A 25,649-nucleotide genomic window follows, 5' to 3' on the forward strand; every position below is an offset into this window, starting at 1 on the left:
CGGGGTCGAGGACAGTTCGAACAGTCCGCTGAGTCCGCTACGCCGACCGCGAGCCCGTCCCGGTGACCTCCTTCAGCCACGGCGTCTTCGCGTCCAGCAGGCCGACCCTGCCGGACGTCGGGTCGACGCCCCAGCTGCCGTAGCGGGGGTTGAGGTCCACGTCGAGTTTCTTGGAGGCCTCGGAGAGGGCCTTCCAGAAGGCGACGCCGCCCTCCTGTGTGTTCAGGTCGGCGCCGAGGGCGGCGGAGAGCTTCTGGACCTCGACATCGCTGCGGAGGCTCTCGTCCAGCTGTTCGGGGGCGACGCTGTAGCGCTGCAGATAGGCCGTCTCCAGGGCCTCGGCCCCACCGGCCTGCGCCTCCAGGTCCGAGCGGTACCCCTGGACCTCCTTGCGGGTGACGGTCACGTCGGCGTCCGTGAGCGCCTGGTCGAGGACCTTCTCCAGGACCATGCTGTTCAGGGTGTTGCGGGTGAGGGCGCTGCTCTGGGCGACGACCTGCTGGTACTGGCTCTCGTCCGTGCTCGCGGCGCGCTGGGCGGTGCGCACCTCGTTCACCCGGTTCTCCAGCTGCGCGACCGTGATCCGGTCGTCGCCGACAACGGCCGCCGCGCCGGGATGCGCGTCGCTTCCGCAGGCGGTGAGGAGAGGGGCCGCGGCGGTGATCGCGACGGAGAGGAGGAGCGCGGTGCGACGGCGGCGGTGCAAGTTGGCCTCCCGAGGAGATTGTGCGGCGGTGCACAAAGTCTTGCGGTGATCGATGTTAGGCAGTGGCCCAGCTCTCGGCCAGCCATTCGACCAACGATTCACGCGGACTTCGGGCACCGCCTCCCCACACGTCCGGCGCGGCGCCCCGGGCCCTGTCGTCGCATTCCCGTCGTCGCCCGGAGGGCGGCCTTGCGTCAGGTGCGTGCTCTCAGCGTGCCGGGCCCTGTCCCGCGTACTGGATGTACTCGGGTCAGGGCCCGGTGCGTCGAGAGTGCGTGCATGGCGTCGCAAGGCAGACGGGAATGCGACGACAGGGCCCGAGCTCAGCCCCGCACCTGCCCCAGCCACTGGAGCGTGCGCCGGACCTCGCCGGCCAGCGGATGGCCCGGCCCGCGCAGCCGCTCCACGTCGAGCAGCAGCCGGCCAAGGGTCTCGTGGGCGGCGCCGCGGTCGCCCAGGGCGAGGAGCAGGTGGCCTATGCGGCGGCGGACGTCGAGGGACAACTCCGGGTCGCCGCCGACGTACTGGTTCTCGAAGTACGGCAGCAGGGAGCGGTACTCGGCGAGGGCCGCCGCCGGTTCGCCGAGCTGTTCGAGGCACTGGGCGGAGTCGTAGCGGAAGCGCAGCGCCTGGGGGTCGGCCTGGCCGGCCTCGGTGGCGCGCTCGTCGGCGAGGCGGCGCAGCTCGGGCAGGGCGCGGCGGTACTGCCCGTCGTCCATGAGCGTGGCCGCGTACTGCTTGCGCAGGGTGCGGACGACGGGCGAGTGCTCGCCGTGCTGGGCGGCGGCGGCCGGGAGGATCGCGCCGAGGATGTCGACGGCCTGGGTGATACGGCCCTCTCCGAGGAGCCGCTTGACCTCGTCGACGGCGCCGGCCACATCGGGCTTGTCGGCGGCGGGCGCGGGGTCGGGAGCGGCGGACGGCTGCGGGGCGGGTATGCGGGCGCGGTCCGGCCAGGGGGCGTGCGGACGCAGGAAGGGGCGCGTGGGGTCGAGCGGGGAGCCGGTGGGCATCCCGCGCGCGGGGAGCAGCGGAAGGAGCTGTTCGTACGTCTCCTGCGCGGAGGACGGGCGGTGCTGCGGGTCCTTGGAGAGCAGCCTCAGGACCAGCGCCTCCAGGCTCTCGGGGACCTCGGGACGCAGTCGGCGGACGGGGACCGGCGGCTCGTAGAGGTGGCGGTGGAGGACGCCGAGGGCGGTGGAGCCCGTGAACGGGACGTTCCCGCTGAGCAGTTCATGGATCAGCACACCGAGCGCGTACAGGTCGGTGTACGGGCCGACCGCGCCGCCCATGGCCTGTTCGGGGGCCATGTAGGCGGGGCTGCCGATGGGTGAACCGGTGTGCGTGAGACGGGTGGTGTCGGTGTCCATCACGGAGGCGACACCGAGGTCGAGGACGGTGACCGTGCCGTCCTGTTTCACCATGACGTTCCGCGGCTTGAGGTCGCGGTGGATGATCGGCACCGCGTGCACGGCGGACAGCACCGCGCACAGCTGGGCGGCGACCGAGACCGTCCACTGCCACGGGTACGGGTCGTGCTCGGCGAGATGGTCGGCGAGGTCCGCCCCGTCGACGTACTGCATGACGAGGAACAGCTCCTCGCCCTCGCTGCCCGCGTCGTGCACGGTGACCAGTCCGGGGTGGTCGACCTGGGCCGTGACCCGGCACTCGCGCACGAAGCGGCGGCGCAGCTCGTCGGCCTCCTGGCCCGCGACCTTGTCCGGGCGCAGCAGCTTGACCGCCACGCGCCGGTCCAGACGCTGGTCGTACGCCGTCCACACCTGCCCCATGCCGCCCTGGCCGATGAGCGTGGACAGTTCGTACCGGCCGGTGATCAGGCGTCCGGTGCCCTTCCCCTGGATCACCGGTCTCCTTCGTGCTTACGGAGATAGTCGCTCAGCTCGTCCAGCTCGGCGCGCACCTGGTCGATACGGGCCGGACCGGGGCGCTGCGGCTCGGGCGCCTGCTGCTGCGGCGGCGGGGGCTGGTGCTGGACGGGCGGTTGCTGGACCGGCGGGGCCGGGGTGTAGGGCTGCGGGACCTGGACCGGCGGGTAGCTGTACCCGGTCTGCTGGGAGTTGTACCCGGTCTGCTGCGAGTACGCGGTGGTCCGGGCGTACGGCGACGGCGGGACCGTCCGGCGGCTGAAGTGACGTATGTCCGCGTACAGGTAGTACGCGACGATCGCCGCGAGGCCCCCGAAGAGCAGCGACATGCCGACGTCACCGCGCCAGGTGGTGAACTCCTCCTCGCCCGGGTCCGTGCCGATGATGTACAGCGTCACGACGATGTGGAGCAGCGCCAGGGCGAACAGCCACCAGTCGCGCGGCCTGCGGGTCACCGAGGCGAGGCGCAGCAGACAGGCCCAGGCGAGCAGGCCACAGCTCATGACCGCGACCACCACGAAGATCACACGGAGTGTGACCTGGCCCCCCTGGTCGGGGCCGGGGGGCGGTGTCGGCGCATAGCCGTGGCCTTGCATGGCTGCTCCTGAGGGCCTGGTGAGAGCGAATGTGCGATGTCGTCCCGAGGGTATCGGTCGACCACGACATGAGGTCCAGGGTTGTGGACAACCGTTGTAGTACCGCAGTGCTGGTCACGCCGCCGCGGGCGGAGCGGTTCCGTCCGGTAGCGGTGATCGTAGGGGGAGTCGGTGGTGCCGGGCCGCCGTGCGCCCGCCCGGCCGCCGCTCAGTCCGGGGCGACCGAACCGTCCGTCAGACCGTCGTACATACCGCGCACCAGGCGTTCGCCGAGGCGGCCGGCCTGGCGGAGGGCGTCCTCGAAGGCGGCGAGGGCGCGGAACCGTTCGCCGTAGCGCCGCTGCTGGTCCAGCGGGAGCCGGGGCAGTTGGAGGCGGCGCACGTCGAGGCGGGTCGCGGTGGAGGCATAGCTGCTGGCCTGGCGGCTGTTGGCGGTGCCGCGCAGGAACCCGGCGACGAACCACGCGTCGAGCGCGTCCCCGTCGGGGCGCAGCAGGGTGAGGTTGCGGCCGAGGGCGGCGCCCGCGGTCTCCTCGTCGATCACGCGCGCGACCCCGCCACCGCCGAGAACGGGGACCACGACATCGCCCTGTTCCACGAACACGGGGGGCTCGCCGGTCTCCGGCAGTGTTCCCGAGGGTGCCGTGCCGGACAGGACGTCGTGATCGGTGAGCACGCGCGCGTGGGGGCCGGTTCCGCCCGTGCGCAGCACCAGGGCTCCCCCGCGCGCGAGTTCACCGACCGTGGTGAGCGGCCAGCGCGCGGGCTGCTCCTCCTGGGTGAGCGGGGGTGTCAGGTCGGCGGTCAACCGGAGGGTCTCGCCCAGGCGTTCGCGTACGGCGGCCAGTTCGTCGGCGCCGCCGCCCGCGGCCGGGGGCGGCAGATGCCGGGCGGGGGCCAGGTCCACGTCGTCGTCCAGCAGTTCGATGACCGGCAGCGAACGGCTGAGCCCCGGCCGTTCCGTCACCCGGCCCGTCCGGTCGAACGGCCGCCAGGCGTCGAGCACGGCGGCGCGCACCGCCGCCCAGTCGAACCCGCTCCGTCCCTCGGGCATCAGCCGCCCGCTGTCGACGAGCAGCAACTCGGGCGGCACGGACGCCTTGCCGGGCCGGCGCAGCACCCACAGGAGCAGCGGGATGTTGTACGGGGGTGCCGCGCCGACCGGCAGGGCGATGACCGCGCGCAGGGCGCCCCGGCGCAGCAGGTCGGCGCGGATACGGCGCCCCGAGCGGCGGCTCGCGGCGGCCGGCGGCATCAGCAGGACGGCCGTGCCGCCGTCCTCCAGACGGGCCAGCGCGTGCTGCACCCAGGCGAGTTCGGACTCGGTACGGGCCGGGAAGCCGTACTCCCAGCGGGGGTCGTAGGCGAGTTCGTCATGGCCCCAGTTGCGCTCGTTGAACGGTGGGTGGCACAGCACGGCCTCGGCCCTGAGGTGTGCGTGGGCGTCGGCGCGGAGGCTGTCCCCGGGGGCCGTGCGGATGGTGCTCGTGGAGCGCAGGGCGAGGCGGAGCGCGGTGAGGGCGGCCAGTTCGCGGGAGCTGTCCTGTCCGTACAGCTCCTGGCCGGGGCGGGTGGCGACGGCGCGCAGCAGGGCGCCGGTGCCGCAGGCCGGGTCGAGCACCGAGCGGGCGGGTCCGGCGAGTTCGGCCATCAGCTCGGCCAGTTCGCCCGGAGTCAGCGTGTACTGGCGGGGGTTGGCGTCGAGGTGCCGGGCGAGCAGGAACTCGAAGGTCTGCTTCGCCCCCAGGTCGGCGGCGAGTTCGGTGGCGGCGCGCAGCAGCGGGATCGAGGGCAGCAGCTCGGCGGCCGTGAACCGCGGCACGGCGGGTTCGTGAGCCGGGCCGAAGCGTGGGGCGAGGACGGCCCCGAGCGCCTCGGGGAGGGTCCGGGACAGCCCCTCGTCGTCGGTGGCGGCGCTCAACTCCAGCCAGACCAGGGGCCGGTCGTGGAGGTGGAGGAGGGCGCAGCCCGCGTGCACCAGGGCGGTGACGGGGCCCTCCGGGTGGCCGGCGACCTGCTGCCAGACGCGCTCCTTCAGGGGCACCTCGGCGAGCTTGCCCTGGCCGCGCAGCCACTCCTCGACCTCACCGAGCGCGAAGGCCGGGCTGGTCTCGGTGCCGCCGACCGGTTTGGGGAAGTCGGCATGCCTGCGGCGCCAGTTGCTGACGGCGGCGCGACCCACTCCGGCGAGCCGCGCGATATCCGCGGCGGTGACCTCTGTCCCGTTCCCCTGCACGCGCCCGGCTCCCCTCGTACCTGGTGGTGTGACGTCGAGCATACCGACGCACGCAAGATCTACCCATACACATCGTGTACACATCCAGCCTTGCGAACCGTGTTGACTCGGTTCACAGCCTCTGCTGTCATTGACCCATCGAACGACGGACCGCCCGCTCCGAGTGGTCACACGTCTGCCGCGTTGTCACATTCCCAGGGGGGAACTTCCATGCGTCGCACCCGTCGCACCCGTCGCACCGCACTCGCCGCTCTCTGTGTCGCCGCCACGGCCGCCTTCTCGCTGACCGGTTGTCTGCCGGGTGAGGACAAGCCCGAGGGGCCGTTCGCCGGGCTGACCGGCGGGGAGATCTCCGACAAGGCCATGAAGGCCACCTCCGGCGCCGACTCGCTCCGGATGAAGGGCGAGATCCAGGACGAGTCCGCCGGCGGCAAGGTCCAGATGGACATGGCGATGAACAGGAAGGGCGACTGCGCCGGCACGCTGAGCATGAACGGCGAGGGCGAGGCCGAACTGATCAAGGTCGGCGACACCATCTACATGAAGTACGACGAGGCGTTCCTGCGCGCCCAGTCGAAGGGCTCCTCCAAGGAGGAGGCCGACATGGTGGTCGACATGCTCGCCGACAAGTGGGCCAAGACGTCCGCGACCGCCGAGGACTCCAAGGACCTCGCGTCCTTCTGCGACCTCGACACCGTCCTCGCCGACTTCGAGGACGTCAACTCCGACGCCACCCGCGGCAAGACCACCGAGACCGGCGGCACTCCCGCGATCGTCCTCGACGAGAAGGACGGCAAGGACCGCTACACCCTGTACGTCGCGACCGAGGGCAAGCCGTACCTCCTGCGGGTCGTCAGCAAGTCCGCGAAGGAGCCCGGCGACCTCGCCTTCACCGACTACAACGAGCCGGTCCCGGCCGAGGCCCCCAAGGGCAAGGTCATCGACCTGGACGAGGACTTCAGCTGACGCGCTCCCCCGCCGGGCGGCACCGCGACCGACTCAGTCCGCGTGGAAGCGGGCCGGGGCCTCGGTCGGGTTGCCGCCCGTCGGCAGTTCCTGCTCGGGGCAGGTGGTCAGGACTCGCTTCATGGCGGCCTGTTCGGCGGAGGTCACCCACAGGCCGTACTTCGTCTTCACCGCGACCTGGGCGGCCACATAGGTGCAGCGGTACCCCTTGTCGGGCGGGAGCCAGGTGGCCGTGTCGCCGTCGCCCTTGCCGCGGTTGGTGCCGGAGTCGACCGCGAGCAGGTTCAGCGGGTCGTTTATGTCGGCACCCGTAACTGTCTCACTGCTCGTCCCGTTATGTGCGCGTACAACATGTCTCATACGGGGAGGGCGACTTGCACACGGCAGACGCGGATGAAGCTGACAATGATCCCGAGACGACGGTGCTGCTGCATCGGACGACCCTCGGCGGATCACCCACTGACCCAGTTCCCTTCGACGGAGACTCCGTACTTCAGCGAGTCGGCGCCAACGACGGCAGGCCCTTCATCCTCGGCCCCGACGGCAGCTACGATCTCCACCTGAACCGCTTCCTGCGCGACCTGGAGAACTGGGGTGTGCGGTCGGAGAACAGTCGGATCGCCTACAGCACTGACGTCATGCTCTACTGCCGGTTTCTCCACGAGTCCCGGGGCGGCAAATCCATCTGGGACTCGGACGGCGCGGACCTGCGCGCGTACAAGGCCGTAAGGCTGCACGCCAGCGGACCCGGCAGCGTGTCGGTGGCGACCTGGAACCGCTCGATCGCCACCCTCGACAAGTGGGTGCAGTGGTCGCTTTACGAGGAACTGCTGTCGGCCGAGCCGTTCCGGTACGTCGACAAGACCGTGGTGTCGCCGCAGGGGCCGAAGCGGGTTCGGGTCAACGCCGCCGCTGAGCCCGAGGTGCCCCGGCAGCCGATCAGGTTCCTGTCGCACGAGGACTTCATGCTCTGGCGGGACATCGGCCTGCGGGGGCTGCTACCGGACGGCTCCCCCGATCCCGCCTGGCGGGGACGCAACGGCGAACGCAACGCCCTCTTCGCCGACTTGCTGATCTGTACCGGCATGCGCCTGGGCGAAGCCACGAGCCTGCTGACGGCGGAACTGCCGCCGGTCACCGGAAGACGTGTGCTCGGCGACATCACTGTCTCGGCCGCCGTGGCCAAGCGCAACAGGGCACGGACGGTGTATGTCCGCCCCCGGGTCGCCCGCGACCTGCACCACTACGTCGTCATCGAGAGGGACGAGCTCATGCAGCGGCGGCGCGTCGAGGGGGTGTACGAGGCGTGCGCGGATCGGCTTCCGGTGCGCCGGGCGAACCGGCACGCCCTGGCGCTCGAGTCCGGCACAAGCTGGTCGTACTCGCGGATCGGCACGGCGGACCGGGCACGGCTCCTGCAGGTCGACAGCCACGGCCGCGCGAGCGGACCCCTGTGGCTGTGGCTGGGGGAGAACGGGCTGCCGTTGCGCGGCAGCACCTGGCAGTCGGTGTTCCGGAGGGCGAACGAGCGGTGCTCAGCTCTCGGCCTTGACTTCGATGTCCACCCGCACACCCTGCGGCATTCCTTCGCCGTCCACATGCTGGGGCTTCTGCTGCGGCAGACCGTCCGGGCGCTCGGCATGCGGGAGGACCGGCGGTTCACGCACGCCGAGGTGAAGCGCCTGCTCATCGGCAACCCCCTGCGCAGGCTCCAGTTGCTGCTCGGCCACCGTCACGAGGCGACGGTCTACACCTACCTGGACGTGCTGGACGAGGCCCAGGAGATCGTCCTTGCGGCTCTCGACGACTGGGACGAACAGGCCGCCGCCTTCGAACAGGTCCGCCCGGAAACGGAGGAGTCCCGGTGAGTCCGCGCCGCGTCCGCTTCCCCGCCGAGGTCAGCGCCCTTGCGTCCACGGACCCCGTACCGTCGATCGGCCCCGTGGTCTTCGCCGTGGATCTGGACGGAACTCCCGAGCACATCGATCTGTCGGAGCTTCCATGTCCGCGTCTCACCCGCGCCCTGGCCGGTGCCCTCGCCGATGTCATCAGCAGCCCCGGCACCATGCGTGACCGCAACGGCGTCCGCTACGTCGTCAGGCGCATCCGTGAGTTCGTCGAGTTCACCGCCGCAGCATTGCCTGCGGCTGCCGCTGACCTGCACCTCAGTGACCTGCCCCCCGACCTCCTGGACACGTTCGAGCAGAAGCTGATCGTCCAATACGGAGAGCGGAGCAAGGAGCCTTACCTCACCATGACGTACCTCGTGCGGCTGCTGAAGCTGGTGCACGAGGCGCACCCCGACGCCTTCGACGCGGCCTTTCATGCGCGGCTGGGATTCACATCGGCCTCGGCCCACCGGGCGACGAACCCGCTCGACGCGTATCCCTTCCCGGTGCTGGACGCGCTGGAGAGTGCCGCCCGGGACGACATCGCCCGCATCCGCGACCGGATCCTGGAGGGCGAGAAGCTGGCAGCCACCGGCCGTGACCCACGTCAGCACGGCTGGGACCGAGTGGAGAACGTCCTCTGGTACATCGCCCGCCACGGGCCGTTGACCGCCGACGACGTCTCGTACAAGATCCTGCGCCCCTTGGGCGGCAGGCCGGAGCTCAACAGTCGTCTCCACCTCACTGCACGGGACCTGGTGCCTTTCCTGCTCCTGCTGGCCTGCCAGACGGGTATGGAACCCGAGAGCCTCCGGCAGTTGCGCTCAGACTGCCTGGTCAGCCCGGCACGCGGCTTCGTCAGCGTCACCTACGTCAAGAAGCGTGCCCCGGGCTCGACGCACAAGACGATCAGGGTCTCCGACGGCGGCTCGCTGCGCTTTCCCGGCGGCGTGATCCGGCTGGCCTTGCGTCTCACGAAGGGGACACGTGATCTGGTCGGCACCGACGCGCTCTGGTGCGACGTCAGCAGCCACGGACAAGCACGCGCACCCTTTGACGGGCTGACCCCATGGTCGGGCGCGACCCGGGAGTGGATGTCCAGGCGGGGGCTCGACCGCCTCACCGACAGCAACGGCAAACCCGTCGCCCTTGACCTGCGCCGGGTACGCAAGACCGTCAAGTCCCGGCAGTACCTGCGGGCCGGCGGGGTGCTGGAGGACTTCGCATCCGGTCACACCCGGCCGGTCGCGGCGAAGCACTACGCCGACATCGATGCCCACAAGGAGACGCACGAGCAGGCGGTGGAGGCAGGTCTTGAACAGGCGCTCGGCGCGGCTCTGGCCCCGCCGGTGGTGCTCTCGGACGCCGGTGGTCGACTCGACGACGGTGAGGCCGCGCTGAGCGCGCAGGAGATCGAGTCGGCACTCTCCGGTGAGCAGGACGTGTGGCTTGCCTCCTGCCGCGACTTCTTCGCCTCCCCGTTCGCCCGAAAGCCGGGAGCCGCCTGCCCGGTCCCGGCCTGGGGCTGTCTGGAGTGCCCGAACGCGGTGTTCACCAGCCGTCACCTGCCGAGCCTGCTGTCCTTCCTGGACTTCCTGGAGCGGCAGCGCGAGGAATACCCCACCGCCGAGTGGGACGCACGGTTCGGCCTCGCATGGGATCGCATCGTCCATGGTGTCCGTGCCCGCTTCAGTGCGCGACAGATCGCCACGGCCCAGGCCATCACCGAGGCCGATGGTGATCGCTTGCTCCTGCCTTCGTCCTTTCTGGAGGTCATCTCGTGACTGGCGTCCCCCACCCCAGGTCGGAGCAGCAGGACCTGGCTCCGTCCGGGGACTCCGCGGAGTTCGTGCTCCCCAAGCGCCTCACGGGCGGGCTACCGAACCGTGGCCCGCGCCTGGCCGAGGACATCTGGGACCTACGGTGCGTACTCCCCCGCACCTGGCGGACGTGGCGGCTCGACTTCACGCAGATCGTCGATTCTGTGACGCGACGCGCGGCGAAGGAGTACATCGCCTCCCGTCTGAGCCGGGGTTCGCTGGGCCTGGGGCCGCTCAAGGCGACGACGGCAGCCACCGAGCTGCGCACGTTCATCGTCGTCATGGACGATCTGCAGGCAGTGGGCGCCCCACGGCTACCCGACGTGGACCACACCCACCTGGACGCCGCGCTGAAGAGGTGGAAGAGCAGCCCACACACCGCGGTTCGCAACGTGACCTTCCTGAAGCACTTGTCGGCCCACGGACCGTTCCTGTCCGAGGACAGGCTGGGCGTCCTGCCGTGGAACGGCCGGAGCGCCTACGGTGTCGTCGGACTCCAGCGCGTGAAGGGCGAGAACACCACGCCCCGCATCCCTGAGGAGGTCCTCGCTCCCCTGCTGCGAGCGGCAATCTTCTACGTGGAGACGGCGAGCGGGGACATCCTCGCCACCCAGAAGGAGATCGCCGCACTCGAAGCGGCGCGCAACGGCCGCCGTCTGGTGCAGGGCCAGGCACGGGAACGCGTGCTGTCCTTCATCACAGAACGGCGCGAGGCCGGGCGGGGCATCCCCGCAGTACCGCTCGGGACAGCCCACACCGTGCCCGGCGCCGTCGTCGTCGACGGCGTGCCCCAAGCGCCCAACCACCGACTCGTGTCCCTCCTCGCCGGTGTCGCCAAGACGTCACACGTGCTTGCGCTCGTGGTCGAGGCCGGGAAAGAAATCGGCTACGAGGAGGGCGGGCTCAAGACACCGATGTCGCCGTGGCCCGGCTCGGGTGGCCCCTGGCGGCCGAGGTTCAGCCCCTTCACCCTGGCCAACGAGCTGTCCTTCTTGCGCACGGCCTGCTGGATCGTCATCGCCTACTTGTCGGGGATGCGGGATATGGAGGTGCGTGAGCTGGGCCGGGACTGCGCCCTCACCAAGCGCGGAGCCGACGGACGGACCCGGTACAAACTCCGGGGCCGGGTCTACAAGGGCAAGGGGCGCGAACTCAGCGGGGAGGAAGCCGAATGGGTCGTGCTGGATGTCGTCCACCAGGCCGTCGCCGTACTCCGCGAGATCAACAACGACCCCGGCCACCTCTTCGGCTACCACGGCGGCGGCCACAACGGGTACGTGCTACTCAGCAACATGCCGCGCCGCATCCGGGCTTTCCGTGACCATCTCAACGAGCTGTTCAGCACACCGGAGGGGCTCTACGTACCCACGATCACGGCAGCGCCACCGCCCGGTGCCGACCCGATCACCGACGACGCGGTTCCAAACGACACTGCGGTAGAGGCAGCGGTGGCAGAGTCCACAGCTCTTCCATGGGCCTTCGACACCCGGCAGTTCCGCCGGACCCTCGCCTGGCACATCGCCCACCAGCCCTTCGGCGTGGTCGCGGGCGCCCGCCAGTACAAGCACGCCGCGATCACCATGTTCGAGGGATACGCGGGAACTTCCGCCTCCGGCTTCGCCGACGAGGTCGCCGCCGAGGAGGCCGTGGCCAAACTCGACTATGTCGAGGACCTTTACCACGACTGGAACGACGGCGGCGCCTCAGCGGGCGGCGCCGCCCGGCGCATCGAGGCCGAGTTCGACCGCATCCGCAGCGAACTCGGCGACCTGCCAGGTGTGGTGGCCAGCCCCTCCCGGCTGAGGACGCTGCTGCACCACCTGACGAAGACCCTGCACTTAGGTGTGCTGAACGACTGCTTCTACCAGTCGGAGACGGCTGTGTGTCGCAAGCGAGCCAAGCCGCTGGGACGCCCCGTCCCCATGCTCGACATGTGCATGAACTGCCCCAACTCACGCCGCTCCGCCGTCCACCTGCCCCGCCTGGAACGAGCACACGACATGGCTCGGGCCGAACTCGGCGAGGCCGCCGGCCTCCCGCAGTTCCAGCAACTGGCCATCGCCGAGCACCTGGCCACGCTCACCCGCCTGATCGCCGAGATCGACCACGAGGACACCTGACGATGCCCAACTCCATGGACGAAACCCTTCAAGCCGTCCGCACCGCCTTCGCCCGCCTGGCCCGGGAAAACACCGGCCTGACCGACATCGACCAACAGATCATGCGTGCCTTCGAGCGGCTCATGCTCGGCCGTCCCGAGATCACTGACGGCCGTACCTCGGCAGTGAACATCGCCGCCGAGGCAGGCGTCTCCCGAGCCTCGTACTACCGCTCTCCCGTCGCGGCAGTCATCAAGGGGATTCTCAGCTCGCCCGAGGCCAGGCGTCCTGAGTCCGACGAGCTCAGGCAGGAAGTCGCGCGCCTGAAACAGTCCGAGCGGGAACTCCGCCGGGAGAAGGGCGCCGAGATCCGGGAGTTGCGTGCCACCGTCACGGCGTACGCGAACCAGATCCAGATCCTCACGCTCAGGAACGCCGAGCTGGAAGCGGACGCACACCAGCTGCGAGCCCAACTCGCCGAGGACCAGCACGGAGTGGTGAAGCAGCTGCGGAAATCCCCGACATCCGCCGGGTCGCGGTCGGCCCAGTCATGATTCATCAGACCATCCCGGCCGTACCTTGTGCCGCCGGAGGTAGAGCCTCAAGGCCTCGACACCGTCCTCCACGAAGTTCCATTGCTGTCTCGCCTCCAGGAACTCCTGAGGAGTGAGCCATTCGTGCCAGGCGATCTCCGACGGGTCGACAACGACCTCTCCCTCGATCACCACTTCATGGATCCCCATCCAATAGGGACTGATAGCACCCCGGCACAGGTACTTGAAGACGAACTGCGGTGAGGCACTGACACCCAACTCCTCGGCGAGCTCCCGCGCAGCCGCCTCCTCGTAAGACTCGCCGACGTCCACGGCCCCGCCCACGAGCCAGTTGTACTGGCCGGGGAACCGGGACATGGTCTGCGGCCGTCGATGCACCAGGATCCTGCCGTCGGGGCGGCGACAGACGGTCGTCGCAACGCGGTGCAGCCACCCACTCCTGATGGCCTCACCACGCTCGACAACTCTCAGTACTCGATCCTGATCGTCGACCTGCTCCACCAGTTCACCCATGGCGCACACAGTTCCACACGGCTCTGACAGTGCCTACTGAGCAGCCTGCCGCTCAACCGCCACACTGCTTGAGCATCATGCTCTTGTCCGCCGCCGTCACGGAAAGCTCGTACTTCTCCGCGACCTGCGCGAAGCGAACCGCGTATGAGCATCGAATCGTCTTGCTGGGCGGCAGCCAGGACGCCGGCCCCGAGTCCCGCTTGGCGGAGTTCGTGGAGCCCGACACCGGCAGAAGATTGAGCACGTCGTTGGCCAGGCGCTGCCGCTTCTGCTTGTCCCAGCGGGCCGCGCCCATCTGCCAGGCGTACGAGAGTGGCACCACGTGATCTATCTGCACCTCGGTGGCTTTCGCCTTCTTCCAGGCGATGTCCTTGCCGGTGTAAGGATCGTGCAGCGTCATCGACACGACCACGCAGTCCGAGCCGGTACGGAACTCGACTTCCCGGCCATTGAGTTTCAGCAAGTCGTTCCGGGTATCGCAGCCGTTCCGGGCCAGCGGCACACCGTCCGCCGTGTCCATCCAGGCGTAGCCGAACTCGTCGCGGGCGTACCCCGTCTTCGGTCCCCGCCCCTTGGTGGACAGCTTGGAGATCAACTCACGTGCCGCCACCTTGTCTTCATCGGCTGAGATCGCTGCCAGCCCTGGCCTCGTACCGTCCGGATTGGCCAAAGGGCTGATTCCCCACCCGCTGGACGTGCCCTCGCCCGACGGGCCGCTCTCGGCGGGCAAGCCGCTTCCCGTACAGCCTGCCAAGGCCACCCCGAGAGTCAGTGCGACGCCGACAGCACGGCCACGAGAAGCCCGGAACGGTCGTTCCGTCACGTCATACCCCCTCCGGCGGCCGTCCGGCGAGAGAGCGCCGCGCGTGAGACACCGCCCAAGAACTCGGCCGCCCCGCACCTGAGACACATCACCGTGAGACATCTACACCGCCAACATAAGGTCGTTGGCCAGCGCTATCCGCTTGCTGTCGTCCCACTTCTGGGCGCCCTTCTGCCAGGCGTCCGAGAGGGCCACGATGTGGTCCACGTCGACCTTGCTGCGGCCCCGGACGTACGACACGTCCCCGCCCGTGTACGGGTCCGGGTCGAGCACGCCCGAGACCACCGTGCAGTCGCCGTCCTTGAACCTCACGTCGTCCAGGTCGCGTTTGAGTATGTCGTCGCGGGTGTCGCAGCTGTTGGAGTCCGTGTCGGCCCAGGGGCTGCCGAACTCGTCGCGGTCGTAACCGGTCTTGGGCGCCCTCCCCTTCACGGTCAGCGCCTCCGCCGCGGCCAGCGCGGCGCCGCCGCCCCCGCCGCGGGGGTTCTCCTGCGGTCCGGCCGAGCCTCCCGTGCTGTCCAGTTCACAACCGGTCGCGGTGACCAGCACCAGAGCGACGACGGCGACCCCACCCCTCAGACGCGCCACGCGACACCCCTTTCGTTGTCCGTGCTCTCACGCGGTCCCGCGCGGGTTCCCCGTCATAGCTGCTCAACACCGTAACCGCCGTCGGCCACCGGCGTACCGGCACCCGGCGGCCCTCGAAGGTCAACGGGTGCGCGCCGGGCGTATCCCGGGGGTGCGGGGGCAGTCAGGTGAGCGGCTGGACGGGGTCCCCCGACCGGAGCGAGCCCTCCGGCCCGTCAGAAGCCGTTCACACCTTGCCTATCCCCAGGGTCGTCTCCGACGGCAGGAGGCCCGAGCCGATGACGGCGACCCAGAACTCGCCCAGCAGATCGGCGAGTCGGGCGGTGTCGGTGGCGCCGAGGAACTGCCAGGGCGCGGCGGCCAGGCGGTCGGTGCGCTGCTCGACCTGTCGGCGCAGGCTCCGGCCGGCCTCCGTGGCCGTACCGTCCGGAAGGGTCAGACCGCGTGCCGTGAGGCGGGCGAGGGCGGCCGTCCATTCCTCCGGGCTCCAGCCCCGGCTGTCGAAACGCTCCACCGGGGCGGCGCCTGTCGCGGCGAAGGAGACGAGGGACTCGGTGGGGTCGAGGCCCGCGGTCAGCAGCGCGGCGAGATGGCCGTCGCCCCGGTGCTCCCGCAGGATCGTGGCCGCCCGCCAGAGCTGGAGGTGCGCGGGTCCGGGCCAGGGCAGCTCGGCGTTGGCCGCGGCGAGGGGGCGGCCCGCGGTGTTCGCGAACCCGGCGGCGCGGCGGGCCGGCGCGGCGGCCTCGGCGAGTTCGGCGCTGTGGACACGGTCGCCGAGTATCGCGCGGTAGACACGGTCGATCGCCCGGTCCCGGGCCTCCAGGACGGCGTCCGGTGTCGCCGTGTTCCAGGCCGGCTCGATGTGCTCCTCGACCCTGCGGGGACTGACGCCGTAGAAGGCGGAGGCCGTCCGCTCGGCCCCGACGGCGCCCAGGGGTGCCGCCCGGTACGGGAAGTAGCTCGGCCATCGCTCCACCACGGCGTACCCCAGCGACGCCGCCTCCTCGAAGGCCTCCGGCGCGTAGTAGAGCACGGCGTGCAGGGGCTCCAGCAGGTGCCACATACGGCGCACCTCGCCCAGGTCCACGGTGTCGCGCTCGACTTCGCTTCCACTGCCGCACTCGGTCTCGGTCTCGGGCATGGCGCATCCTCCCTGCCGCTCTCTCCGGCCGCAGCGGCGACCGGGCCAGAACTTGACATTGACTAGATTGCCCGATCACCGTCGAACTTGTCAACGACTAGATTGAAGGGCCGCAAGGGACCTACGCTGTGTCCATGCCTCGCGACACCACGGCCGATCACCAGCCGGACCAGGCCGCACAGGCCGCACAGCCCTCACCGGCCTCGCGGCCCGACCGCCCCTACCACCACGGCGACCTCCGCCGCGCGATCCTGCGCGCCGCGCTCGACGCCATCGCCGCCGACGGGCCCTCCACGCTGAGCCTGCGGGATCTGGCCCGCCGCGCGGGGGTCTCCCATGCCGCGCCGGCCCATCACTTCAAGGACCGCACGGGCCTGCTGACCGCCATCGCGGCGGAGGGGCACGGGCTGCTGGCGGCCACGCTCGCGGAGGCCGGGGACCTGAAGGACGCGGGCGTGCGTTACGTCCGCTTCGCGCGCGAGCACCCCGCGCACTTCCAGGTGATGTTCCGGCCGGAGCTGCTGCGCGAGGACGACCTCGAACTGACCACCGCCCGCGCCCTGTCACGCGAGCAACTGCGCACCGCCGTCACCCACGCCCGCCCCGGGACCCTGGACGCCGTGGACGCCCGCGACACCGACCCCCGGCTGGCCGGTATCGCCGCCTGGTCCCTCTCCCACGGCTTCGCCACGCTGCTGCTCAGCGGCAACCTCGCCGGGGTCGTGGGCGACCAGGACCCCGAGGAGGTGTTCCGCACGGCCACGGACCTGCTGTTCCCGACCGCGCCACCCGCCCCCTGACCCGAGCCCCCACCAGAACCCCGGCCCCGACCACGAACGCCGCCCCCACCACGGACGCGGCCCCGACTACGACCCCAGAATGGAGGCGAGGAACTCCCCGGTCCACCCCAGCAGATCGCGCCCGACCAGCGGCTTCCCGCCGACCTTCGCCGTCTTCGGGCGGGGCACCAGCACCTGGTGGACGGCCGGTTTGATGACCGTCCCCGGGTAGAGCCGCTTGAGCCGCAGCTCCTGCGACTCGCGCAACTCCACCGGGGCGAAGCGGATGTTGGTGCCCTGGAGGACGATCTCGCCGACCCCGCAGGCACGGGCGAGCATCCGCAGCCCGGCCACCAGCAGCAGGTTCTCCACCGGCTCGGGCAACTTGCCGTACCGGTCGACGAGTTCCTCGCGTACGGCGGCGATGTCGGCCTCGGTGTTGACGGAGGCGATGGCCCGGTAGGCCTGCAACCGCAGCCGCTCGCCCGGCGCGTAGTCGTGCGGGACGTGCGCGTCGACCGGCAGCTCGATCTTCACTTCGAGCGGCGGCTCCTCCCATCCTCCCGCCGAAGGCTCCCCTGTCTCCAGCTGACGCCGATAGTCCGCGACCGCCTCGCCGACCATCCGGACGTACAGGTCGAAGCCGACGCCCGCGATGTGGCCGGACTGTTCGCCGCCGAGCAGGTTGCCCGCGCCCCGGATCTCCAGGTCCTTCATCGCCACATACATGCCCGCGCCCATCTCCGTGTGCTGGGCGATGGTGGCCAGCCGCTCGTGGGCGGTCTCCGTCAGCGGCTTCTCCGGCGGGTAGAGGAAGTACGCGTAACCCCGCTCCCGGCCCCGGCCCACGCGCCCCCGCAGCTGGTGCAGTTGCGAGAGGCCGAAGGTGTCGCCGCGCTCCACGATCAGCGTGTTCGCGTTGGAGATGTCGATGCCCGATTCCACGATCGTCGTGGAGACGAGGACGTCGAACTTCTTCTCCCAGAAGTCGACGACGACCTGTTCCAGGGCCTGTTCGGACATCTGGCCGTGGGCGGTCGCGATCCGTGCCTCGGGGACGATCTCACGCAGCCGGGCCGCCGCCCGGTCGATGGACTCGACCCGGTTGTGGATGTAGAAGACCTGGCCCTCGCGCAGGAGTTCACGGCGGATGGCCGCGCCGATCTGCTTCTCCTCGTACGGGCCGACGAAGGTCAGGACCGGGTGCCGCTCCTCCGGCGGGGTGGTGATCGTGGACATCTCGCGGATGCCGGTCACCGCCATCTCCAGGGTGCGCGGGATCGGGGTCGCTGACATCGTCAGGACGTCCACGTTCGCGCGCAGCTTCTTCAGTTGCTCCTTGTGCTCGACGCCGAACCGCTGCTCCTCGTCGACGATGACGAGCCCCAGGTCCTTGAACTTGGTCTCGGAGGAGAACAGCCGGTGGGTGCCGATGACGATGTCGACCGCGCCCTCACGCAGCCCCTCCAGCGTGCCCTTGGCCTCGGTGTCGGTCTGGAAGCGGGACAGGGCCCGGACGTTGACCGGGAACTGCGAGTACCGCTCGCTGAACGTGCCGAAGTGCTGCTGCACCAGCAGGGTCGTCGGCACCAGCACGGCCACCTGCTTGCCGTCCTGGACGGCCTTGAAGGCGGCCCGGACCGCGATCTCCGTCTTGCCGTAGCCGACGTCGCCGCAGATCAGACGGTCCATCGGGACCGTCTTCTCCATGTCCTCCTTGACCTCGGCGATCGTCGTCAGCTGGTCGGGCGTCTCCGCGTACGGGAAGGCGTCCTCCAGCTCGCGCTGCCAGGGCGTGTCCGAACCGAACGCGTGACCGGGGGCCGCCATCCGGGCGGAGTACAGCCTGATGAGGTCGGCGGCGATCTCCTTGACCGCCTTCTTCGCCCGCGCCTTGGTCTTGGTCCAGTCGGCGCCGCCCAGCCGGTGCAGGGTGGGGGCCTCGCCGCCGACGTACTTGGTGATCTGTTCGAGCTGGTCGGTCGGGATGTAGAGGCGGTCGCCGGGCTGGCCGCGCTTGGCGGGGGCGTACTCGACGACCAGGTACTCGCGGGTCGCGCCCTGCACGGTCCGCTGGACCATCTCGATGTAGCGGCCGACGCCGTGCTGCTCGTGGACGATGTAGTCGCCCGCCTCCAGGGTGAGCGGGTCGATGGTCTTGCGGCGGCGGGCCGGCATCCGGGCGCCGTCCTTGCCGGCCGCCTTCTGGCCGGTGAGGTCGGTCTCGGTGAGCACCGCGAGCTTGAGCGCCGGGTCGATGAAGCCGTAGTCGATCGAGCCGCAGGCCACATGCACGACCGAGGCGGAGATCTGCCCCAGCTCGGCCTCCAGGCGGGCCGCGATGCCCTCGCCGCCGAGCACCTCGACCGTGCGGGCGGCCGGGCCGTGGGCCTCGGTCACGAACACCGTGCGCCAGCCGTCGGCGAGCCAGCCCTTGGTGTCGGCGAGCGCCTTCGCGGTGTCGCCCCGGTAGGTCTCGGGGGCGTGCATGCCCAGCTTGAGAGTGTCCCCGGCCGCGTCTGCGGCGTAGCTCTCCGTCAGCTCCTCGTCGACCGCGAACGGCGACACCGACCACCACATCATGTCCAGCTCACGGGCCCGGTCGCGAACGTCCGCGATGCCCCGCAGGGAGGCCGCGCCGACGTCGATGGGCGCCTCGCCGCCCCCGGCCGTGGCCGCCCAGGACGCCTGGAGGAACTCCTGCGAGGTCGCCACCAGGTCCGCCGCGCGCGTCCGCACCCGCTCCGGGTCGCAGACGATCGCCATCGCGCCCTTCGGCAGGACGTCGATCAGCAGTTCCATGTCGTCGACGAGGACCGGCGCGAGGGACTCCATGCCCTCGACGGCGATGCCCTCGGCGATCTTGTTGAGAAGCTCGCCCAGCTCCGGGTGGCGCTCGGCGAGGGCGCGCGCGCGGGCGCGTACGTCGTCCGTGAGGAGCAGTTCACGGCAGGGCGGCGCCCACAGCCCGTGCTCGGCGACCTCCAGCGATCTCTGGTCGGCGACCTTGAAGTACCGGATCTCCTCGACGTCGTCGCCCCAGAACTCCACCCGGAGGGGGTGCTCCTCGGTCGGCGGGAAGACGTCCAGGATGCCGCCGCGTACGGCGAACTCGCCGCGCTTCTCGACCAGCTCCACCCGGGAGTACGCCGCTGCCGCCAGCGCCTCGACCGTACGGTTCAGGTCGGCCGTCCCGCCCGAGCGCAGGGCGACCGGTTCCAGGTCGCCCAGGCCCTTGACCTGGGGCTGGAGGACCGAGCGGACGGGGGCGACGACCACCGAGACCGGGCCGGTCTCCGGGTCGTCGGGGCGCGGGTGGGCCAGGCGGCGCAGGACGGCGAGGCGGCGGCCGACGGTGTCGCTGCGCGGGCTGAGCCGCTCGTGCGGGAGGGTCTCCCAGGCCGGGTACTCCACGACGCCGTCCGGGGGGAGCAGCGAGCGCAGGGCCGCGGCCAGGTCCTCGGCCTCGCGGCCCGTCGCCGTGACGGCGAGTACGGGGCGGCCGGCGTCCCGGGCGAGGGCGGCCACGGCGAAGGGGCGGGCCGCCGGGGGGCCCACCAGGTCGATGTGGGTGCGGTGGCCGTCGGATGCCGCCCTGATCGCTTCCGCGAGGGGGGCGTCCTGGACTACGGCGTCTAGCAGGCCGTGGAGGCTCATTCGGGGCGTTTCCCGTCCGGGTGGGCACGATGGGGGTTACTGGGGCAACACGAACGCCCGGACTCGTGTGAACGGCCGGGGGTGTCCAGGGTACGACGAGCGGTGTGGGGGTCGTGGGTGACTTTTTCTCGCCCCCGCCGCCCCTACCCGTCCCGTCCTCCAGGGGCCGCGCCCCTTCGACCCCCTTCGCGCTCCGCGCGGGGTGGGTGGGTATGCGCGTCCGGTGGGGGATCTCGCGCAGTTCCCCGCGCCCCTTGGAAGCAGGGGCCGCGCCCCTGCGATCCACCGGCCGCCTACCCTCTTAGGGCACCCCCGCCCCTACCCGAACGTGAGCCCCCATGGTCCCGAGCGCACCGTCCGTGCAGTCGTCGGCGCTCATACCCGCGCCGGTCGCGGCGTCCGGCTCGGCCGGGCGCCCCGGCCGGCGGATCTCCCTCGCGGGCCGGGAGCCGTGTCTGCTCGCCGCCGGGCTGTTCGTGGCGTACGCGGTGGTGTCGATCGGGCGGTATCTGCGGATGGGGACCCGGTCCTACGACCTGGGCATCTACGAGCAGGCGGTGCGGGCGTACGCGCACTTCCAGGCGCCGATCGTCGAGCTGAAGGGGCCGGGGTACAACGTGCTCGGGGATCACTTCAGCCCGGTGACCATGCTGTTCGGGCCGTTCTACCGGGTGTTCCCGTCGCCCGTGACACTGCTCGTGGCCCAGGCCGCGCTGTTCGCGCTGTCGGCGGTGCCGGTGACCAGGGCGGCGGTCCGGGCGCTGGGGCGGGCGCGGGGGCTCGCACTGGGCGTGGCGTACGGGCTGTCGTGGGGGCTGCAGAACGCCGTGGACTTCGACTTCCACGAGATCTGTTTCGCGGTGCCGCTGATCGCGTTCTCGCTGGAGGCGCTGCTCCGGCGGCGGTGGCGCGCGGCGCTGTTCTGGGGGCTGCCGCTGGTGCTGGTGAAGGAGGACCAGGGGCTGACGCTGGCGGCGATCGCCGTGGTCGTCGCGCTCCGGGCCCGGCGGGACGGCGACTCCCGGGTCGTGCCGTACGCCCTCGCGGTCGCGGCGTTCGGCGCGGTCGCCACGCTGCTCACCTTCACCCTGGTCGTCCCGGCCTTCAACACCACCGGGACCTCGGACTATCTGTCCAAGGTCGGCGGGGGCGGCCCCCTCTCCGGCATGGACATCAAGATCCGTACCGTCCTGTGGCTGCTGATCCCGACCAGCGGACTGCTCGCCCTGCGCTCCCCGGTCGTGCTCGCCGTGCTGCCGACCCTGGGCTGGCGGTTCGTCTCCTCCGACGACAACTACTGGGGCACGGCCTGGCACTACAGCGCCGTCCTGATGCCGATCGTCACGCTCGCGCTCGTCGATGTGCTCCCGGCCGCCCGGCACAGCGCCCGCCCCCGGCTGCGCTCGTACGCGACGCAGCTGCCCGCCGCCGTGCTCGCGGCCTCGCTCGCGCTGACGACCGCGCTGCCGCTGGGCAAGCTGACCGAGGCGGACGCCTATCGGGTGCCGGAGAGCGTCAGGGCCGTGGAGAGGCTGATCGCCACGATCCCCGACGGGGCGACCGTCGAGGCCAACATCGGCCCGATCGCCCGGCTGACCTCCCGCTGCCGGGTCTTCTGGATCGGCCGGACCAAGGGCCTCGCGCCCGACTACATCGTCTTCAACAACAACTCGCGCTGGGTGAAGGACGTCCCCGGGTTCGCGCGGCAGCTGCATCCCCGGGACACGTACACGCTGCGGGGTGTCATCCAGGGGTATGTGCTGCTGAAGCGGACGTCTCCCGAGCGCGCCACCACGCCGCCGGGCCGCTGACACGGGTGGAGCCCGGCGCCCGGAAGCCTCCGCTTCCCGACGCCGGGCTCTCCCCCGTTCCCCCGTGCTCCCCCGTTCCCCCGTGCTCCCCCGTTCCTCCGTGTCCCCGTTCCCCCGTGCTCGGTGGCCTGTGGCTACTCGGTCGCGATCGCGTTCAGTACGTTCATCCGGCCCGCCCGGAACGCCGGGACCAGCGCGGCGAACAGGCCCACGAAGGCCGAGCCGACGAAGACGCCGATGATGGTCGGCCAGGGGATGTCGAGGACGTTCAGGCCCTCCAGGGCGAGGAGCTGCTGCGCGGTGGCGCCCCAGCCCATGCCCAGTCCCAGGCCGAGGAGCGCGCCGAAGAGGGCGATGACGACCGACTCCAGACGGATCATGCGGCGCAGCTGGCGGCGGGAGAGACCGATCGCCCGCATCAGGCCGATCTCCCGGGTCCGCTCGACGACCGACAGGGCCAGCGTGTTCACGACGCCCAGGATCGCGACGATGATCGCGAGGGCGAGCAGGCCGTAGATCATGTTCAGGAGCTGGTCGATCTGGCCCTTCAGCGCTTCCTTGTAGTCGGTCTGGTCTCGGACCTCGTACTGCGGATAGTCGTGCAGCGCGTCCTTGAGGGACTTGTACGCCGCCGCGTCCCGGCCCTCCTTCGCCGAGGCGAAGAGCAGCTGGTCGAGAGGCATCCTGTCGGCGGGGACGTACTTGGCCATCGTGTCGATGGAGGTGTACATGGCCCCGGCGTCGATGACGACGTCGCTGCTGGTGATCGCGCGGACGGTGAGGTCGGCCGTGGAGCCGTCCTTGAAGTCGACGGCGATCTTGGAGCCGAGCTCGATGTCGTGGTCCTTGGCGAACTTCTCGTGGACGGACATCGAGTCGGGCTTGTAGGCGTCGGCCAGCCTGCCCGCGACGACCTCGGTGGCGAGGTCGGTGGCGTAGCTCGGGTCGGCGGCGGTGATGGCCGTCTTCTTGAGCGTCTTGCCGTCGGGGGTGGTGAAGTCGGCCTCGGTCCACTTGTACTCGGTGACGTTCGCGACGCCCTCGGCGGACTTCGCGGCCTTCACGGCCTGCGGGGTGATCAGCTGTCCGGTGTCGGACTGGATGATGAAGTCCGTGCCGACCGTCTTGTCGAGCTGCTCGGTGGCCGAGGCGACCATCGAGGAGCCGACGACCGACAGACAGGCGACCAGGGCGAGACCGATCATCAGGGCGGCGCCGGTGGCGCCCGTACGGCGTGGGTTGCGCAGCGCGTTGCGTTCGGCCATCCGCCCGACGGGGCCGAAGGCCCGCAGGACGACCGCGCCGAGCACCCGCACCACCGCGCCGGCGAGCAGCGGGCCGATGACGACGAAGCCGATGAGGGAGAGGACGACCCCGCCGCCCAGCCACATCGAGCCCTCGCTCGCCTTGTCGGCGGCGGACGCCAGGTACAGGCAGTAGCCGCCGGCGCCGGTCAGGAGCAGGCCGATCACGGCCCGGACGATGCCGGCCCTGGCGTCCAGCGGGGCGCCGGCGTCGCGCAGGGCGGCCATCGGGGAGACCTTGCCGGCGCGCCGGGCCGGGACGTACGCGGCGAGGACGGTGACGACGATGCCGAGGAGCAGACCGACCGCAGGGGTGGTCCAGGCGACGGTGAGGTCGTCGGTGGACAGGTTCATGCCGGTGGCGCTCATCAGCTTCATCAGCCCGATGGCGAGGCCGACACCACCGGCGACACCGAGGATCGAGCCGAACACGCCCAGGAGCAGCGCCTCGACGAGGACCGACCGGTTGACCTGGCCCCGGCTGGAGCCGATGGCCCGCATGAGGCCGATCTCCCGGGTCCGCTGGGCGACCAGCATCGAGAAGGTGTTGATGATCAGGAAGATGCCGACCAGGAAGGCGATCCCGGCGAAGCCGAGCATGGCGTACTTCATCACGCTCATGAACTCGCCGACGTCCTTGGCGTTGGCGTCCGCGATCTCCTTGGCGGTCTGCACCTTGTAGGCGCCGCCCAGTTCGGCGGAGACGTTCTTCTTCACCTGCGCGTCCGTGAAGCCGGTGTCCGCGGTGATGTTGACGTTGGTGTACACGCCGGTCTCGCCGACGAGCGCCTGCTGCGCGGTGGCGGTGTCGAGGTAGAAGATCGCGGCGCCCGGGTTGGTGACCTGGAACTCGGCGATGCCGGAGACCTTCGCCTCGTGCGTGCCGACGGCGCTGATCACACCGATCTCGTCACCGAGCCTCAGGTCGTGCTTGTCGGCGGTGTCCGCGTCGACCACGATCTGGTCGGGGCCGCGCGGCGCGTCGCCGGACGAGATCTCCATGGTGCGGGCGTCGTTGGCGTTCCAGTTGCCGACGATGGTCGGGGCGCCGCTGGTGGGCGAGAGGCTGTCCTTGTCGGCGTCGACGACCGTCACGGAGGTCGAGAAGACGGTGCCCTCGGCCGACTTCACCCCGTCCGTGCCGGCCACCTCGTCCACCACCGACGCGGGCATGACCGGCGGCTTGCCGTTGTCGGACTGCGTCTCACCGCTGTCCGAGGCGCCCTTGGCGCTGACCGTGACATCGGAGGAGGTGGCCGCGAACAGCTTGTCGAACGTGGTGCCCATCGTGTCGGTGAAGACCAGGGTCCCCGTCACGAACGCCACGGACAGCATGACCGCGATGGCCGACAGCGCCATCCGCCCCTTGTGCGCGAAGAAGTTGCGCATCGAGGTCTTCATGACAGTCATGACGTACGCCCCCGGGCGTCGAAGTCCTTCATGCGGTCCAGCACGGCGTCGGCGGTCGGCTTGAACATCTCGTCGACGATGCGGCCGTCGGCCAGATACAGCACCCGGTCCGCGTACGAGGCGGCCACCGGGTCGTGGGTGACCATCACGATGGTCTGGCCCAGCTCGTCGACGGACCTGCGCAGGAAGCCCAGCACCTCGGCGCCGGCCCGGGAGTCCAGGTTGCCGGTGGGCTCGTCACCGAAGATGATCTCCGGCCGGGCGGCCAGGGCGCGGGCCACGGCGACGCGCTGCTGCTGGCCGCCGGAGAGCTGGTTGGGCCGGTGCTTCAGCCGGTCCGAGAGCCCGACGGTGTCGACGACCCGCCCCAGCCACTCCTTGTTCGGCTTGCGCCCCGCGATGTCCATCGGGAGCGTGATGTTCTCTATCGCGTTCAGCGTGGGCAGCAGGTTGAACGCCTGGAAGATGAACCCGATCCGGTCCCGGCGCAGCTGCGTGAGCTTCTTGTCCTTGAGCCCGGTGATCTCGGTGTCGTCGAGGTGGATCTGACCCGAGGTCACGTTGTCGAGTCCGGCGAGGCAGTGCATGAGGGTGGACTTGCCGGACCCCGAGGGGCCCATGATCGCGGTGAACTGGCCCCGCGCGATGTCCACATCCACATGGTCGAGGGCGACGACACGGGTCTCACCGGACCCGTACGCCTTCACGACCTGCCGCGCCCGCGCGGCAACGGCCGTAGTCCCTCCAGTACCCCCGTGCCTGGTGATGGTCACAGCCGATGTCACGGTATTTCTCCTATGTCGGTGGGTGAACGAGCCGCACGAAGCGAGGTGCCGAGTCGTGCGAGGTGGTGTGCCGAGCGATGTGCTGA

The 25,649-nt window shown here is 70.6% G+C and carries 17 protein-coding genes and 2 pseudogenes; 7 read left to right on the forward strand and 12 right to left on the reverse strand.

The window, feature by feature from the left end; genetic code table 11:
* Nucleotides 1–37: 37 nt before the first annotated feature.
* From F9278_RS18985 to F9278_RS19000, 4 genes are all read right to left on the reverse strand, one after another.
* Nucleotides 38–706, reverse strand: coding sequence for a SurA N-terminal domain-containing protein (locus F9278_RS18985; protein WP_152169426.1), 669 nt, complete (start codon nucleotides 704–706; stop codon nucleotides 38–40).
* 323 nt (nucleotides 707–1,029) lie between these two features.
* On the reverse strand, nucleotides 1,030–2,523 hold the full coding sequence (locus F9278_RS18990) for a serine/threonine-protein kinase (protein ID WP_264300216.1): 1,494 nt from the start codon (nucleotides 2,521–2,523) through the stop codon (nucleotides 1,030–1,032).
* Between the two features lie 44 nt (nucleotides 2,524–2,567).
* Nucleotides 2,568–3,188 (reverse strand): hypothetical protein, encoded by a 621-nt coding sequence (locus F9278_RS18995; protein ID WP_152169427.1) that lies wholly within the window; start codon nucleotides 3,186–3,188, stop codon nucleotides 2,568–2,570.
* 208 nt (nucleotides 3,189–3,396) lie between these two features.
* Nucleotides 3,397–5,424 carry an N-6 DNA methylase gene (locus F9278_RS19000; RefSeq protein ID WP_152169428.1) on the reverse strand — a complete coding sequence of 676 codons (2,028 nt, stop codon included), beginning with the start codon at nucleotides 5,422–5,424 and terminating at the stop codon, nucleotides 3,397–3,399.
* A 210-nt stretch (nucleotides 5,425–5,634) separates the two neighbouring features.
* Here F9278_RS19000 and F9278_RS19005 point away from each other — a divergent pair, with 210 nt between their 5' ends.
* Complete coding sequence (locus F9278_RS19005) at nucleotides 5,635–6,390, forward strand: hypothetical protein (protein ID WP_152169429.1); 756 nt, start codon at nucleotides 5,635–5,637, stop codon at nucleotides 6,388–6,390.
* A 33-nt stretch (nucleotides 6,391–6,423) separates the two neighbouring features.
* Here the strand turns inward: F9278_RS19005 and F9278_RS19010 are convergent.
* Nucleotides 6,424–6,687 (reverse strand): annotated as a pseudogene (locus tag F9278_RS19010) (HNH endonuclease family protein); the annotation flags it as partial.
* Nucleotides 6,688–6,764: 77 nt separating this feature from the next.
* On the opposite strand from F9278_RS19010, the gene F9278_RS19015 reads away from it, so the two are divergent.
* From F9278_RS19015 to F9278_RS19030, 4 genes are read left to right on the forward strand one after another with little or no spacing between them, the layout of a single operon-like run.
* The gene (locus F9278_RS19015) at nucleotides 6,765–8,258 is read left to right on the forward strand and encodes a tyrosine-type recombinase/integrase (protein WP_226966808.1); all 1,494 of its coding nucleotides are present in this window, start codon (nucleotides 6,765–6,767) and stop codon (nucleotides 8,256–8,258) included.
* Complete coding sequence (locus F9278_RS19020) at nucleotides 8,255–10,063, forward strand: hypothetical protein (protein WP_152169430.1); 1,809 nt, start codon at nucleotides 8,255–8,257, stop codon at nucleotides 10,061–10,063. Before F9278_RS19015 ends, F9278_RS19020 begins: the two co-directional genes overlap by 4 nt.
* Nucleotides 10,060–12,219: a hypothetical protein gene (locus F9278_RS19025; protein ID WP_226966809.1), complete on the forward strand. Its 2,160-nt coding sequence runs from the start codon at nucleotides 10,060–10,062 to the stop codon at nucleotides 12,217–12,219. The genes F9278_RS19020 and F9278_RS19025 overlap by 4 nt, the downstream gene beginning before the upstream one ends.
* 2 nt (nucleotides 12,220–12,221) lie before the next feature.
* A complete protein-coding gene (locus tag F9278_RS19030; RefSeq protein WP_152169431.1) occupies nucleotides 12,222–12,752 on the forward strand; it encodes a hypothetical protein in 531 nt (176 codons plus the stop codon).
* Here F9278_RS19030 and F9278_RS19035 read toward each other — a convergent pair.
* From F9278_RS19035 to F9278_RS19050, 4 genes and pseudogenes are all read right to left on the reverse strand, one after another.
* Nucleotides 12,747–13,265, reverse strand: coding sequence for an NUDIX domain-containing protein (locus F9278_RS19035; protein ID WP_152169432.1), 519 nt, complete (start codon nucleotides 13,263–13,265; stop codon nucleotides 12,747–12,749). The two genes, F9278_RS19030 and F9278_RS19035, sit on opposite strands and share 6 nt — an antisense overlap.
* A gap of 52 nt (nucleotides 13,266–13,317) precedes the next feature.
* Nucleotides 13,318–14,088: an HNH endonuclease family protein gene (locus tag F9278_RS19040; RefSeq protein WP_389352883.1), complete on the reverse strand. Its 771-nt coding sequence runs from the start codon at nucleotides 14,086–14,088 to the stop codon at nucleotides 13,318–13,320.
* Nucleotides 14,089–14,208: 120 nt separating this feature from the next.
* Nucleotides 14,209–14,676: pseudogene (locus F9278_RS19045) on the reverse strand (HNH endonuclease family protein); the annotation flags it as partial.
* A gap of 226 nt (nucleotides 14,677–14,902) precedes the next feature.
* Nucleotides 14,903–15,817 carry an SCO6745 family protein gene (locus tag F9278_RS19050; RefSeq protein WP_152169433.1) on the reverse strand — a complete coding sequence of 305 codons (915 nt, stop codon included), beginning with the start codon at nucleotides 15,815–15,817 and terminating at the stop codon, nucleotides 14,903–14,905.
* Between the two features lie 134 nt (nucleotides 15,818–15,951).
* On the opposite strand from F9278_RS19050, the gene F9278_RS19055 reads away from it, so the two are divergent.
* Nucleotides 15,952–16,617 carry a TetR/AcrR family transcriptional regulator gene (locus F9278_RS19055; RefSeq protein ID WP_152169434.1) on the forward strand — a complete coding sequence of 222 codons (666 nt, stop codon included), beginning with the start codon at nucleotides 15,952–15,954 and terminating at the stop codon, nucleotides 16,615–16,617.
* Between the two features lie 66 nt (nucleotides 16,618–16,683).
* Here the strand turns inward: F9278_RS19055 and mfd are convergent, their stop codons facing one another.
* Complete coding sequence (mfd, locus tag F9278_RS19060) at nucleotides 16,684–20,253, reverse strand: transcription-repair coupling factor (protein ID WP_152169435.1); 3,570 nt, start codon at nucleotides 20,251–20,253, stop codon at nucleotides 16,684–16,686.
* 338 nt (nucleotides 20,254–20,591) lie between these two features.
* Here mfd and F9278_RS19065 point away from each other — a divergent pair, with 338 nt between their 5' ends.
* Nucleotides 20,592–22,064 (forward strand): DUF2079 domain-containing protein, encoded by a 1,473-nt coding sequence (locus F9278_RS19065; protein WP_152169436.1) that lies wholly within the window; start codon nucleotides 20,592–20,594, stop codon nucleotides 22,062–22,064.
* Between the two features lie 134 nt (nucleotides 22,065–22,198).
* Here F9278_RS19065 and F9278_RS19070 read toward each other — a convergent pair whose 3' ends face one another.
* Nucleotides 22,199–24,778: an ABC transporter permease gene (locus F9278_RS19070; protein ID WP_152169437.1), complete on the reverse strand. Its 2,580-nt coding sequence runs from the start codon at nucleotides 24,776–24,778 to the stop codon at nucleotides 22,199–22,201.
* On the reverse strand, nucleotides 24,775–25,563 hold the full coding sequence (locus tag F9278_RS19075) for an ABC transporter ATP-binding protein (RefSeq protein WP_152169438.1): 789 nt from the start codon (nucleotides 25,561–25,563) through the stop codon (nucleotides 24,775–24,777). Before F9278_RS19075 ends, F9278_RS19070 begins: the two co-directional genes overlap by 4 nt.
* Between the last annotated feature and the right edge of the window lie 86 nt (nucleotides 25,564–25,649).

This window comes from Streptomyces phaeolivaceus, assembly GCF_009184865.1.
GTDB classification, from domain to species: Bacteria; Actinomycetota; Actinomycetes; order Streptomycetales; family Streptomycetaceae; genus Streptomyces; species Streptomyces phaeolivaceus.

Bases quoted from the DNA above. Each gene is read 5' to 3' on its own strand.
- F9278_RS18995 (WP_152169427.1), bottom strand. From the start codon at position 3,188: ATGCAAGGCCACGGCTATGCGCCGACACCGCCCCCCGGCCCCGACCAG.
- F9278_RS19005 (WP_152169429.1), top strand. From the start codon at position 5,635: ATGCGTCGCACCCGTCGCACCCGTCGCACCGCACTCGCCGCTCTCTGT.
- F9278_RS19030 (WP_152169431.1), top strand. From the start codon at position 12,222: ATGCCCAACTCCATGGACGAAACCCTTCAAGCCGTCCGCACCGCCTTC.
- F9278_RS19035 (WP_152169432.1), bottom strand. From the start codon at position 13,265: ATGGGTGAACTGGTGGAGCAGGTCGACGATCAGGATCGAGTACTGAGA.
- F9278_RS19050 (WP_152169433.1), bottom strand. From the start codon at position 15,817: ATGCCCGAGACCGAGACCGAGTGCGGCAGTGGAAGCGAAGTCGAGCGC.
- F9278_RS19055 (WP_152169434.1), top strand. From the start codon at position 15,952: ATGCCTCGCGACACCACGGCCGATCACCAGCCGGACCAGGCCGCACAG.
- mfd (WP_152169435.1), bottom strand. From the start codon at position 20,253: ATGAGCCTCCACGGCCTGCTAGACGCCGTAGTCCAGGACGCCCCCCTC.
- F9278_RS19065 (WP_152169436.1), top strand. From the start codon at position 20,592: ATGGTCCCGAGCGCACCGTCCGTGCAGTCGTCGGCGCTCATACCCGCG.
- F9278_RS19070 (WP_152169437.1), bottom strand. From the start codon at position 24,778: ATGACTGTCATGAAGACCTCGATGCGCAACTTCTTCGCGCACAAGGGG.